11 protein-coding genes are annotated in these 12,536 nt (G+C 59.7%); 5 read left to right on the top strand and 6 right to left on the bottom strand.

Features of this window, described 5'->3' with window-relative positions; genetic code table 11:
* Nucleotides 1-6 precede the first annotated feature (6 nt).
* The 5 genes from AC629_RS14950 to AC629_RS14930 form a co-directional block, all read right to left on the bottom strand.
* A complete protein-coding gene (locus tag AC629_RS14950; protein WP_168195489.1) occupies nucleotides 7-1,800 on the bottom strand; it encodes a heparinase II/III family protein in 1,794 nt (597 codons plus the stop codon).
* A 237-nt stretch (nucleotides 1,801-2,037) separates the two neighbouring features.
* Nucleotides 2,038-3,252 carry a glycosyltransferase family 4 protein gene (locus AC629_RS14945; RefSeq protein WP_245331874.1) on the bottom strand — a complete coding sequence of 405 codons (1,215 nt, stop codon included), beginning with the start codon at nucleotides 3,250-3,252 and terminating at the stop codon, nucleotides 2,038-2,040.
* Nucleotides 3,253-3,289: 37 nt separating this feature from the next.
* Nucleotides 3,290-4,729, bottom strand: a complete 1,440-nt coding sequence (locus tag AC629_RS14940; protein ID WP_245331871.1) for a nucleotide sugar dehydrogenase — start codon at nucleotides 4,727-4,729, stop codon at nucleotides 3,290-3,292.
* Nucleotides 4,708-5,616, bottom strand: a complete 909-nt coding sequence (locus tag AC629_RS14935) for an exopolysaccharide biosynthesis polyprenyl glycosylphosphotransferase (RefSeq protein ID WP_143199145.1) — start codon at nucleotides 5,614-5,616, stop codon at nucleotides 4,708-4,710. The genes AC629_RS14940 and AC629_RS14935 overlap by 22 nt, the downstream gene beginning before the upstream one ends.
* The gene (locus tag AC629_RS14930; protein WP_084805474.1) at nucleotides 5,597-6,031 is read right to left on the bottom strand and encodes a Rossmann-fold NAD(P)-binding domain-containing protein; all 435 of its coding nucleotides are present in this window, start codon (nucleotides 6,029-6,031) and stop codon (nucleotides 5,597-5,599) included. Before AC629_RS14930 ends, AC629_RS14935 begins: the two co-directional genes overlap by 20 nt.
* A gap of 429 nt (nucleotides 6,032-6,460) precedes the next feature.
* Here AC629_RS14930 and AC629_RS14925 point away from each other — a divergent pair, with 429 nt between their 5' ends.
* Nucleotides 6,461-7,174, top strand: coding sequence for a Crp/Fnr family transcriptional regulator (locus AC629_RS14925; RefSeq protein ID WP_084805473.1), 714 nt, complete (start codon nucleotides 6,461-6,463; stop codon nucleotides 7,172-7,174).
* A gap of 163 nt (nucleotides 7,175-7,337) precedes the next feature.
* On the opposite strand, the gene AC629_RS14920 is transcribed toward AC629_RS14925, so the two are convergent.
* On the bottom strand, nucleotides 7,338-8,171 hold the full coding sequence (locus tag AC629_RS14920; RefSeq protein WP_084805472.1) for an FkbM family methyltransferase: 834 nt from the start codon (nucleotides 8,169-8,171) through the stop codon (nucleotides 7,338-7,340).
* A gap of 571 nt (nucleotides 8,172-8,742) precedes the next feature.
* On the opposite strand from AC629_RS14920, the gene AC629_RS14915 reads away from it, so the two are divergent.
* The 4 genes from AC629_RS14915 to AC629_RS14900 all read left to right on the top strand — a co-directional run bounded on the left by AC629_RS14915 (nucleotide 8,743) and on the right by AC629_RS14900 (nucleotide 11,725).
* Nucleotides 8,743-9,141 (top strand): VanZ family protein, encoded by a 399-nt coding sequence (locus tag AC629_RS14915; RefSeq protein ID WP_084805471.1) that lies wholly within the window; start codon nucleotides 8,743-8,745, stop codon nucleotides 9,139-9,141.
* Nucleotides 9,142-9,167: 26 nt separating this feature from the next.
* Nucleotides 9,168-9,662, top strand: coding sequence for a GNAT family N-acetyltransferase (locus tag AC629_RS14910; RefSeq protein ID WP_084805470.1), 495 nt, complete (start codon nucleotides 9,168-9,170; stop codon nucleotides 9,660-9,662).
* A gap of 408 nt (nucleotides 9,663-10,070) precedes the next feature.
* The gene (locus tag AC629_RS14905; RefSeq protein WP_084805469.1) at nucleotides 10,071-10,349 is read left to right on the top strand and encodes a hypothetical protein; all 279 of its coding nucleotides are present in this window, start codon (nucleotides 10,071-10,073) and stop codon (nucleotides 10,347-10,349) included.
* Between the two features lie 722 nt (nucleotides 10,350-11,071).
* A complete protein-coding gene (locus AC629_RS14900) occupies nucleotides 11,072-11,725 on the top strand; it encodes a recombinase family protein (protein WP_084805468.1) in 654 nt (217 codons plus the stop codon).
* The last annotated feature ends 811 nt before the right edge of the window (nucleotides 11,726-12,536 follow it).

Here is a 12,536-nt window from a genome sequence, read left to right as displayed (position 1 = left end):
GCACTCCTAGATCCAGGCGCCTTGTGCAGCCGCGCCAGGCGCATTTTCATGGCATGTTGTCTCGCTCCCCTCCGGCGCAATACAACAAGCACTGATGACGGTTCTGACGTAAGGCTGCTTGTGCTGTGGCGAGCCGAATGTAGCTCCGACACGAAGCTGCTCGAGCGTCTCATCCCGGCAGTTGAACGCGGGTGAGTGCAGTGCCGGCATTTTTGCCCAACCCAGGTGGGAACTTCCCAAGCAAAAGGATAGCACCCGACCGGACTTCGTCTTTATCTCGGCGCGATGGCCATCGATCCGTATCGCGACATGCGGGGCCAGCAGGAAGCCGATCGACCAGCGCAAGGGTGTCTTGCTTGGACGGCCGACGAGGCGATCCTCGATCACCAGCATGTTGCGCTCGAAGAAGAGAGCACGCCGATGAATAACTCCGAACCGACGGAAGTAGCCGTCATGCTCACCTATGAGGCCGCTTGCGGTTCGCTCGATCACCAGCGCCCGGGCGTGGCTTGACCAATTGAAGGGGCCGGCGATCACGCTCTGGTCGGCACCCTCGACCTCCAGCGTGTTGTGCACGCCCGTCCCGCGGAAGAGGTCACGGTCCACTCCGCCGGAGTGATAGAGATATGTTCCGGCATCGATCAGGATCGGTTCGTCACCCCAGTGCAGCCAGATCGCCAGCGCGTCGGCATGGCCATGCGCTGCGATCGGCCCGAACCCGAGCGGTCCATGGTCGAACACGGTGACGAGCGAGCCGTGCGGCGTGCCGGTACGCGCGATGGTGTAGCCGCCCTGTCCGAATGCTTTGATCTGCGTGGTACTCGTGCCAGGGTCTTCGGCGAGCCTGCACTCCGCCCTGACCGTAGCGCTCGCGTTTGCACGCCTGAGCGGCAATCGGTCCCTCAGGTGTGGATCAGACGCCGGTGGTTGCAGGGTGGGGTCGCCCAGCCAGCGCGCGAGCAGCGCCACGACCGACGCGACGTAGCGGTCCTCGCGCTGCAGGCAGGACGCGAGCACGCGACCTTCGTCGTCATCGCCGATGCGTGGCAGGCGGCCGCCATCGTCCATCATCCAGCGCAGGTGGCTCGCAGCGGCATGCAGGCGCGAGTGAAAAGTTGCGGAAAACGGCGTTCCCCTCTTGTCGGCCGCAAGGCTCGCCAGCGCGAACCATTCCAACGAATAGGCCGCGTAGGTCGGCGACTGCTCCGCGCCAACTCCGTCAGGATGGAACAAGTCGAGCACCGCTTGCTCCAGGTCCCTCCGGCCGTCGGCCAGATAGCGCTTCGCACCCGGCAGACCGGGTGCGCACGTGCCCGCGAGAAACAGCGCCGCAAGCTCGGCAACGCGATGATTGTTTGCCGACGAGTGCAACGACGGATATCGAGCTATCCAGTAGACGTGCGCCGACAGGAAACGGCGTGCCAGCGGATCGAGCCGGCGCCGCAGCTTCGTGTCGACCAAAGCCAGCACGACCAGAAGCGACGCGACCCGCGATGCGGCCTCTATGCCGTTCGTCCAGTTGATCCCCTCGAACGGAGGATTTGCCTGCATCCAGGATTCGATGATGTCTGGCACGGAGCCGTACGCGCCCGCAGCGGCGAGCACCTGGAGAATCTGCAGACGATTAAGCTCCCAGACGAACTTTACGTCCCCCCCGCCGTCGCTCGTGGCGGTACGGGATCTGGAATGAGAACGTCCCGGCACCCGGCCACAGATCGCCTGATACAGGGTCGCGATGCCAGATGCCGTCCTGGGCGTACCATGGGCGATCGCCCGCGGGCAGCCGCCATTGCTGGCCAAGCAGACAGAAGTTCCCGGCTTCAATGCTGGGCACTTCCGGGTGGGCACCGGCGCCTGCCGAAGGCGCGAGCCCGGGCAGTCCATCCAGCGGCCCTTCGAATCCAGAGAACCGATTCCAGCCGAAGCTCCGCCTTGCGTCGCTCAAGCGCTTCGAGAGTTCAACTGCCCGATGCGCGATTTCAGGCGCGGACATGCGCCCGATCCGGTGCGCGTACCACAGGAATTGCGAATGCCCTCTCATTCATTCGTTCCACGAAGCCTGCGCACCGGCGCCAACTCCGTCTCGGGCGCGAAGAGCGCATCATAGGCGGCGAGGAGCTTCGGTGCCTCATGCGACCAGGATAGTTGGCTCAGCACTCGCTTCCGTCCTAGCGCGCCCATTGCACTTCGCCGATCCGGATTGTCCACCAATTCCAGAATCTTCTCGCCGAAATCCGCGACGTCAGTATTGCGCGCGTAGAGCGATGAATCCTGCGCCGAAACGCGCCCCTCCTTGAGGTCGAACTGGACTATGGGCTTGCCCAGCGCCATGTATTCCATGACCTTGTTCATCGTCGACATGTCGTTCATCGGATTAGGGCGATCCGGATTGACGCACACGTCGGCCGTGGACAGGATGGTCATCAGCAGGTCGTCATCGACGCGCCCGGTGAACGTCACGTAGTCCGACAAGCCAAGGTTCTGAGAGAGTTGGCGGACGGAGTCCAGCTGCGGGCCCGCCCCCACGATGACCAGCTGCACATCTCTGCGTCCCAGCTCCCGGACGATGTGATCCATCGACCGGAGCAGGAGATCAACGCCCTCCTGCTCTCCGATCACTCCGACGTACGCCGCCATGTGGGCGCGCCGATTTCGCCATCCTTCGTCGACCGGGCGAGGTCTCGCCCGATCGAGGTCCGGTCCCGATCGAACCGTGAACACGCGGTTCGCCGGCATACGCCCGCGCGTGACAGCGATCCGCCGATATGACTCGTTCGTCGCGATGGAGATGTCGGCGACCGCAAACGTCGATCGCTCCAGGAGCACGAGAAGCCGCCAGAGAATACCGCGCCGCGCGAACTTCGCTTCAAACAGCTCGGGGTTCAGGTCATGATGATCGAACACGAACTTCTTGCCGAACAGGAACTTGAAGACCGCGCCGACGACGAACAGCACGTCAGGCGGGTTGCACGCGTGGATCGCGTCGAACCCCGTCGCACGGAACACCTTGAAGGCATACACGAATTCCCAGAACAGCGAGGCACCGTATTCCACGACGTAGGCCAGCTTCCCGGCCGCCTCGAGCGGCAAAGGGTGGCGATAGATCTGAATGCCGTCGATCACCTCGGCCGGTTCGAGCGCAAACTTGCCCCGGGGGCAGACCACCGTGACTTCATAGCCGGCCGCCCGCAAAGTCCGGGCCTCCGCCCAGACCCGGCGGTCGAACGGCACCGGCAGGTTTTCGACCATCATCAGCACGCGCCGGCCTTCTCTCCAAGATGCATGCATGTCACCAGCACAGTCCCTGGTACGATCCGTTGCTTGAGCGCGAGCGATCGACCCTGACGAGATCGATCACGAGCTTGTCCTCGTTTCCGATCGGATCGCGGATCCGCTGGAATTCACGGCTATTGCCGACAACGATAACTTCGCTCTGGGCGACGAGATCCTCGCAACGTTCAAGCAGGAGATCGGCGATGTGCCGAAGGTGCTCCAAGAGATAGGCGCGGTTCGCGCCGATCAGTGACGAAAGGCGAATGATCGGATCATAGATCTTCACCTGATATCCGCGGCCAATGAGCCGTTCCGCCAATTGGACGAAAGGACTGGACCGCAGATCATCAGTCTCCGGCTTGAAGCTCAGCCCGATGAAACCAATTCGGCGCTGACCGCTCTGCTCGATGACCCGATAGGCGGCCTCGAACTGGTTTTCGTTTGCTCTCCACACCCCGTCCAGAACCGGCGTCTCGACCTCCAGCATGTGCGCACAATAACGCAGCGCGCGCAGGTCCTTCGGAAGGCAGGACCCCCCAAATGCAAATCCGGGCCTCAGATACGCCGCCGAGATGTTCAGCTTCTCGTCGGCGCACAGGGCGTCCATCACGTCGAACGAGTCGACACCAAGGGCTTTCGATACCAAGCCGATCTCGTTGGCGAAGCTGATCTTCAAGGCGTGCCACGCATTATTAACGTACTTGACCGCTTCCGCCGCCCGAATGCTCATGAGCCGTGGCGTGACCGGCATATGCGAGTGAAGCTTCAGCATTCGATCGCACGTGATGGGGTCGTGAATTCCCAACACGACTGCACCAGGGTTGTCGTAGTCGGCGATCGCAGATCCTTCGCGAAGAAATTCCGGGTAATACGCCACACCGAAGCCGCCGCCTGCACTCTTGGTCGAGCACCGTTCGAACTCCGGGATGATCAGACTCTCCATGGTTCCCGGTAGCACCGTCGAGCGCACCACCACGGAATGAAAGTCATTCTTCTTCCTGAGGGCTACGCCGATCTGCTCCGACACATGGGCGACATGACTGGTGTTCAAGGAGCCGTTCGGCCGCGACGGCGTGCCCACGCACACGAACGAGAGTTCCGTGGCGGCAATCGCTTCATCAGCGCTACGAGTTGCGCGTAGTCGGCCGGCGGCCGCCGTCTGCGATATCAGCTCGTCCAGCCGCGGCTCCACGATGGGAGACCGACCGCAAGCAATGTCGTCGACCTTGTCGGGATTGATGTCGACGGCGAAGACCTCATGCCCGTCTCGCGCGAGGCACGCCGCCGCGACCGCACCGACATAGCCGATGCCGAAGATGCTGATGTTCATGCTGTCCTTCCAACGCTTCCAGTTCGCACCACGTTGCAAGAAGGACCCGATCGGCCTGGGCTCGATCAGTGTCCGGCGGGACGCTGCCCGGCTATCAGCTGCTGTCAGTACGCATTCTTCGCCCACACGGCAGTGAAGAAGGTTCGGGCCACGATCAATATGTCCAACCACAGGCTCCAATTGTTAATGTACCAGACGTCGTAATCGACCCTGCGCTTCATCAGCTCGATTTGCGCGGTTTCACCGCGCAGGCCGTTAACCTGCGCCCATCCGGTGAGCCCTGGTTTCACGTGATTGCGGAACGCGTAGTCGGCAATGCACGCCGAGTATTGGTCGTCATGCGCGACGGCATGCGGTCGCGGCCCGACGAGGGACATGTCGCCCAACAGCACATTCAATAGCTGCGGCACCTCATCGATGCTGGTTCTACGAAGGACGCTTCCTACGCGCGTTATTCGACTATCGTTCCGCTCGGCCTGACGGATGTTGGGGCCGTCTTCGAGTACGTTCATTGTGCGGAGCTTGTATATTGTGAACTCGCGACCATTGAACCCACGCCGACGCTGCTTGAAGATCAACGGCCCCGCGGACTCTAGCTTGATCAGTATCGCCACGATAAGGAGCAGTGGCAGCGCGACGATACCCCCGAGGATCGCCAAGATGAGATCGAACCCTCGTTTGACGAACAATTCCACTCGGGACAAGGCCGCGCGTTGGAGCTGGATCGCGGCGCTCCTGCCCATATTCATTAATGGCTGCGTCAGCAACATCTCCGACGACCTGTCGGGCAACAGGAAGATCGGGACTGGCAATATCCTCAGGCGTTCGCAAATAAGATTGCGCCGTCGCTCGTCATTCCAGGCTATTGCTATCAGCACTTTCTCCGCTTCGTGAGTTCGGGCGGCACGTATTGCATCTGCAATAATCTCCGAGTCGCGAGCGCAAACCTCCGCGCCACCGGGATTGCAACAGGAGAGCGGAAAGCGGCCGATATCATGCGCCCCGTAGTTCATTAACAGATTGCGGGGGGGAATGACGGGCGAGCTCCGCTTCATCGCCGATCAGAATGACCCGGCGTCCGTTCACTTGGCCTTCCGCGAGGGCATTCCGAAGCTGTGCGGCCAGAATAACTCGCCAACCAAGCAGAAACGTGACTCCGAGCGTAGCGAAGGTAATCAGCCCTCCGCGTGAATAATAGGCCGTCGACTTGAGCAGAAAGAGGGACCCAACAAGGGTCGCCATCGCCACTAGCCATCCCCCGGCCACTGCACGCAGTTGTCCGCGAGAGAGAAGAATGGATGCCCGGTACAACCCCAGTGAGTTCATCAGCAGCACGAAGAACAGACCTGCATTGCCCCCCTCTCCGAGGTATTCGCTAAGGCTGCCCACCTCGTTGAATGCCAATATGTGATAGGTGACGCCCCCCAACCAGGCTGGCCATCAGGATCAGCATCAGATCCGAGGCCGCCATGAATAATCCGATTTCGGAATAGGGGACAATGCTTGCAAGCAAACGGTCGTGCGGCGCCCGCCCACGCAACTCGACGGTTTGAGGGGAGACCGTCCGATGGAACATTGCTTCGAATCTCCTTTACGCGGCTTGCAGACGCGCAGCCGAGGCACGGGCTTCCAGGAAATTCCAAGACAACAAGAGCCTCAGAGACAAGGCTCAAACTCTATGCACGCGGACATGCACTCGCGGCGCGCCTTGTGTGCTCCTCCCGTTCGTCAAACGCACGTTATGGGTCACAGCATGCCATGCGCTTCCGCCTGCTTCGGTATGCTTCCGTACTTAATTTTGAACGAAAAATGAGACCGGGCGTTTGAAACGCTTCCACACCACTTGCGGGCCGAACGATGCTCTACTCCGGTACCAATCAAGTCATAAGCTGCCTCTCCGCACGGGAACGATCGCTGATCGTTCCTCACTTGCGGTTGTTCGAACTGATCCCTGGACACGCTCTTCACAGCCCGCACGAGCCCGTGAGCCACGTCTACTTCCCGCGAAGCGGCCTGCTTTCCATCGTTGTGGTATTCTCCGATGGCAATTCAGCCGAGGCGGCTGTAGCAGGTTCCAATACGATTGTTGGAGCGATCGCGGCGTTTGGCGATGGGACCGCTTTGAATCAGGTGATGGTTGCGGCCGCAGGAAATGCGGACCGGATCGAGGCTGGTGTCCTGCGGCGGTTGGCACGGGAGAGCGAGGCTCTTCGCGAAGTGTTGATCCGACACTCCCAGGCATTGGCAGCGCAGTCTGTCCAGATCGCCGGATGCAACGCCATACATCCGCTGGAAGCGCGACTCTGCCGGCTGCTTCTGCAATGTAGAGATTTGGCAAGCGCAGATACCCTGCCCTTCACTCAAGATTTGGTGTCTTCCATGTTGGGGGTTTATCGGCCGAGCCTGACGCACGTCTTGCGAAAGTTGGAAACCGCCCGGCTGGTTTCGGTTTCGCGCGGCAAGGTCCGCATCGAGGACGCCGCAGCGCTGGAAGAATGCTCGTGCGAGTGCTACGGCGCGATCAAGGAACAGGTCAAGCAAATCGTCGGCGCGCGCAGTTTGGCCGCCTGACGAGCTGCTTCCAAACTCTCACAAAGTATTCAGGCCAAATGGCTTTATATGCCTGAGGCGATGACCAGGACGAACGGTTTCCCTTCGACCAAGCGGCAATTCAACGTTACGACGACGGCAACCGTAAAGCATGATTCACAGTTCAGCCTAGACAGGCGGCACGCTATAGCCTCGCATGTGTATCGTACCATCCGGGAAACGCCCCGAAGCATGCCATCAGCAACCGGTGAATGAACGTTCCACCTCTTAGACGGAACATCAAGCCATTGTCTCCGAACAGCTTGTACTGGATGAAAATGAAGGCGTATCTCGCAGCGGCTTCGGCAAAGCAGATCCAACGCCCATTCAGATCGTCGCCGAACGCTCCCGATGCATCGTCTTCGAAAACATAGTTGAAGATAGAGCCATTGCGATCGCGCGTGCGGATCGACGAATTCGGAATGTGCACTTGGGGCACAACCTGGAAACGTCGATATCCAAGGTTACGCAGCTTTTGGAGTTCATGGATCAGTTTTCGAAAGTCAATCTTTTCGCTTTCCATGGAGATAAAGGCTGGCCTGCCGGAAAGCTCGGCAAGGGCGTCAATGATGACATCTTCTCGCCCCTCAATGTCGAGCTTGAGATAGTACGGAACGCCCCATCTCTGGAAAGCTTCGCGAATATCGAATATCGGCACTTCGATCTCGTGATGGGTGGACCCGAGGCGCACGTTGCGCGTGGCCCAGTCTGGATCGACCGTCCCCCAGGTGGATTGCTTGTCAACGAAGAAGCGAACATTGCCCTGGCCTTCGGCGATGGCGCCAAAAATGATCGTGATCCGCTCATTTCCGGCGAACCGTTTCCTGTTCCACTCTATCAGATCAGGATTTGCGTCTATGCCGACAACACGAAACCCCTTTCTGAGGTAGTAGGCGGCGTCCTCGCCTTTATGGAGACCCACATCAAATATCAGATCTTCGCGGACGCAATTTTGCTGGACGCGATTGGACGGAGCCATTGGCAAATTCCCATTCGGAGTGTCGGGAAGAGCGGGCGTTCACGCAAATAAGCCCAGACTACCCACCGATCTTCCGTCTTGAGGTCAGGTGGAATGCACGAGTGGAGCATTGTTGCTAATGCCCGGCACCCGCACTGCCGAGAGCGTGGAGTGACACCGAAGCGAGACGGGCAGCGTTCCCATCATCATCCAGCGCGTTCGTCGCCGACAGCAATGATCAAGGAAAACGGATATTCGTCCCGAATTGTTCTGCAGACCGACGCAGGCCTCTGTCGAACTCCAACGGTGAAAAGGATAGGCAGGAGGCGTTTGGGACGGAGCCCCCGGACTATGAAGGTGGATACGTGCGGCCGTCGGACATACTTCTCAGTGCGCTACTAATCTGGCTGTGCGCACAACGAAGAACCTAAGAATGAGTTTCTTATGGCTTCAAGAAGATCATATTTCAGCCCCAGGTGTTTTTTTTAGTGCAAGCCACCGCGCCTCCATTCTGACATAGTCCCTCTCCTCCGGACGTATGACTTCAAAGGCAAAGGCGGCTATGCGCCCCACACGTTACATTCGGCGAAGGATGATCACTCTGATCCGCTTGGTGGCTTGGCTGCTGGCTGCCGCCGTTACCTTTGCGACGCTTGGACCACCGAGCCATCGGCCGCATTCCATCCTCGGGCAAGTCGGCGAGCACATCCTGGCCTTTGGCTTGGTCGCGCTGGCCTTCGCGCTTGCCTATCCGCGCCACAGGCTGCCAGCCACCGTGATAACTGTCGTCATGGTTGGCGTGCTTGAATATCTGCAGTTGTTTGTCCCCGGCCGTCACGCGCGGTTGGAGGACTTCATCGTGGGCGCAGTAGCTACGCTGGCGGGTTTTGCAGTCGTGTCCGTGCTGGATCTCGCGAACGACCGTGTGACGACGCCAGGCCGGGCTCAGCACCAGAAGTCCGTCAACCGATCCGGCGGTAGCTCGGTCTAGCGCACAGTGGGTTAGACAAGACTATTATGCTCAGCATCCACGCTCTCACTCGCGACTCAGTAAGCGACGCTGCGCAGGTCTTGCGCGTCTTTACGGAAGCGCCTTCGTACACTCAATTGGTCGAGGGCCGCCCGCCGTCGAATGCCGACGTCGATGATTTTTTCAACGGGATGCCCACCGGGAAGGCAGCAACCGACAAATTCACAATTGGATTTTATGTCGGTACAGACATGTTAGGCTGCGCTGATGTGATACGGGCCTATCCAGCCAGCGACTGTGTATTCATCGGATTGCTGATCTTCTCTGAAGCACATCAGAGTCGGGGTTACGGAGGGACCGCATTGCGGCTGATTGAGGAATTGGCACGAGGCTGGGGTTCCACGATGATTCAGCTAGCTGTGATTTCGACGAATCCGCGCGCATTTGCGTTCTGGCAACGGGAGGGTTTCGAAATCCTGTATCGCACAAGCAATCCGAGATTTAGTGGCGATGTCATCGTGATGAAGCGCGCCATACAATAGCCTTCCGCCGAAGCACGGACGCCAGACTTGGATGCTTGGCGCCGCTGCTAATCTTGTCCATCAATCCGGCAGCAGCTCAAACTGCCAAGCTGCACCCCCTGCATGATCGTCACGAAAAGTGCCTCGCACATGATTGCGAGAGCGTATTCGTCCAAGGATAGTTTCCGCATAGTGCGCTGCTCGCGCGTGACTGGCGCAAGCTGCAGGCGAGAGCACATGCAACACGTTGTTTTATCGTGATTTTTAGTGGAGAGGGGCTAGAGCGGGTGAAGGGAATCGAACCCTCGTATTCAGCTTGGAAGCCTGTCGTAGGCTGAATACTTTCAACGCCTGTTCGGACAAAACAGCCCCAAACTCCGCACTGAGCGATAACGACAATTCTCGCTTGTCCGAACCGGGGAGTCGGTGATGATGCACCCTCCCCTCATCGCCCCACCCTCCCGCGAGCAATGGCTGCATTCGCTCGACGCTCGGCATCCTGCGAGCCGTACACGCTCTCTGCTCTGGCATTCGGCCGTCGAGCGCAAGATCACGTATGCGGAACTACAGCACCGTATCGCCGAGCTAAAGCAGCAGCACGCCAGCGACGCCGAGAACTTTCACAAGAACACCGTCTATGACCACGAAGGGTTGCCGGCGATGCCGCGTCATCTATCGCGCCGGCAGATGCCGACGAAGGCGACATAGGCTTTCCACCTCGACCACTTCGCCGAGACCAGGGCGGGCTTCTATTTCAAAGACCTCGACGAATACGGGATGTACAGCTTCTTCGCCGGCAACGATGACGATTTCATTGAGAGCTATTACCGGACGGACCACACCTTCCAGAAGGAGCGGATGCTACTGCACGATGACGATTGACGGTCTCACACCACGACCCACCGATGGGGCTGGATAATTTATCCCCCCCCTAGAATTACCCCCCGCACCCATCCACCGAACTGAGTATTTTTTCCTATCCCGCGACTAGCGGACCAGCATGACTGCGATGGCGGAGGCGTATCCAATCAGTAACAAGCTGGCAGCTGTTACCGTGATCCAGTCGATCTGGTGCAGATGAATGCGCATGGCGACCTCCACGCATTTAGCACCCTAAATCAATCGGCAATTTTCAAAGCGGTTCCACACTGGACGTCGGCTTGTCGGCCGGACGACCGGCCGCCCCTCTAGCCCCGATCAACAGCCGGCCGCCGGGCGGCCAGCCTCGCTCTCTGGGACGGCGGTGGGGAGCGAGCGGTCACCATCCCGATAATCACAGCGGTGGCGGATGGTTGCGGCGGCATTTCCGTCCGTTGGGGTATACCCATGCGTACACGCAAACGTGACGCTAGATTGCGTCCGTAAGGGTTGCTTCCGCCTAACGGACACGAAAACATACGGACACAAACCTAACGGACGGAGTGTCCACCATGGCAACGATCCTTTACGGCCGTGTCTCGACCATCGAGCAGACCAGTGGCCACCAACTCACGCAGGCTAAGGCGGCAGGCTTCAACATCGATGATGCCGTGTTCGACAACGGCACCTCCGGAGTCAGCACGCGGCTGGTCGAGCGTCCCGAGGGCCGGCGGCTGTTCGACAAGCTTCGCGCCGGTGACGTGCTGGTGGTCCGCTGGGTCGATCGTCTCGGCCGCAACTATGACGATGTCTGCGAAACGATCCGCGAGTTCATGTCCCGCGGCGTCGTGATCCGCACCGTCATCAACAACATGACGTTCGACGGTGCCACCAAAGATCCGGTGCAGAAGGCCGTCAGAGACGCGCTGATCGCGTTCATGGCTGCGACTGCACAAGCACAGGCCGAGGCAACGAAGGCCGCTCAACGGGCCGGTATCGAGCACGCCAAGACCAATGAGGCCGATAGCTACCTCGGCCGCAAACCATCCTACAGCCGCGAACAGTTCGGCGTCGTGCGCGACATGCTCGGCCAGTCCGCTGGCATCGCCGCGATTGCCAAGGCGTCCGGTCTGAGCCGGCAAGCGGTTTACCGGATCAAAGACGATCCAGCCGGTGCCGAGGCTGCGCTCGCATTGTGGGAAGCAAAGGCCAAGCAAGCCGCCTGATCTCCTCGACCTCGTTGATTTAGTTGGTGTCCCAATTTCAGTTTAGGATCGCCGGGATGACCAAGCCGCCCCGAGATTTACGAACGCTATTCCCGCCTCCACTAACGAGCGATCAGACTGGCGTGCTCAAGATTCTTCGGGATGGCGGAGAAACTGCTGATCTTCCCGACTGGATGGTCGAGGATTGCTTGGCACTAGGGATTCTCGAAGAAGGGCGACCCGGTTTCTATCGGATCACGGACATTGGCCGCGCCGCTTTGGAAGTAGAGCTAATCCGAGAGTAAGGCCTGGCCTCAGCACCGAACGGCCCGTCACCTCGGCGGGCCGTTTCGTTTTGACTCGCAAGAAAGCAGGTGTGTCATTTGGCACACCTGACCGCGTCACCGCCGCATTGACGGCTGCTTCCCCTGGGTGTTCCATCTAAGCCCTTGGCCGCGCGGTCCCGCGGGAGTGGCAGCCATGGTAAAGAACATCGTAGCCGGATCCGTCGCAGCGGCTCTGATTGTCATGGCCTTGATTGGCTACGCCCAAAAACACCATGAATGTTGGAACGGTCACGTGCTCAGAAATTGGCGGCACGCGCACGTGCTCATAACGCGTGAGCCATGCGGATCCGTGAGCCCGTCAATTTAGGAACCATTTTCCGCTGATCGCCTCGCCAGCCTGCGCTCGCGGGCCGTGCAGCGCGTCGTCGACCTCGGCCGGGGCTCCGACACCGGCAAGCGCAAAGGCCTCTCAGCGGCCGGTGGTCAGCCGCGGCGGGATCTGGGACATCATCCAGAGCTCGATCGCAGCCAGGATCGCGACCGCC

The organism is Bradyrhizobium sp. NAS80.1 (genome assembly GCF_001908205.1).
Taxonomy (GTDB): Bacteria; Pseudomonadota; Alphaproteobacteria; order Rhizobiales; family Xanthobacteraceae; genus Bradyrhizobium.
Note: the sequence above shows the minus strand (reverse complement) of the source record. Positions and strands in the feature narration are given on the sequence as shown.

Coding starts and splice junctions, on each gene's coding strand:
- AC629_RS14915 (WP_084805471.1), top strand. CDS start 8,743: ATGATCACTCTGATCCGCTTGGTGGCTTGGCTGCTGGCTGCCGCCGTT.
- AC629_RS14945 (WP_245331874.1), bottom strand. CDS start 3,252: ATGATGGTCGAAAACCTGCCGGTGCCGTTCGACCGCCGGGTCTGGGCG.
- AC629_RS14910 (WP_084805470.1), top strand. CDS start 9,168: ATGCTCAGCATCCACGCTCTCACTCGCGACTCAGTAAGCGACGCTGCG.
- AC629_RS14920 (WP_084805472.1), bottom strand. CDS start 8,171: ATGGCTCCGTCCAATCGCGTCCAGCAAAATTGCGTCCGCGAAGATCTG.
- AC629_RS14925 (WP_084805473.1), top strand. CDS start 6,461: ATGCTCTACTCCGGTACCAATCAAGTCATAAGCTGCCTCTCCGCACGG.
- AC629_RS14935 (WP_143199145.1), bottom strand. CDS start 5,616: ATGAACTACGGGGCGCATGATATCGGCCGCTTTCCGCTCTCCTGTTGC.
- AC629_RS14905 (WP_084805469.1), top strand. CDS start 10,071: ATGATGCACCCTCCCCTCATCGCCCCACCCTCCCGCGAGCAATGGCTG.
- AC629_RS14900 (WP_084805468.1), top strand. CDS start 11,072: ATGGCAACGATCCTTTACGGCCGTGTCTCGACCATCGAGCAGACCAGT.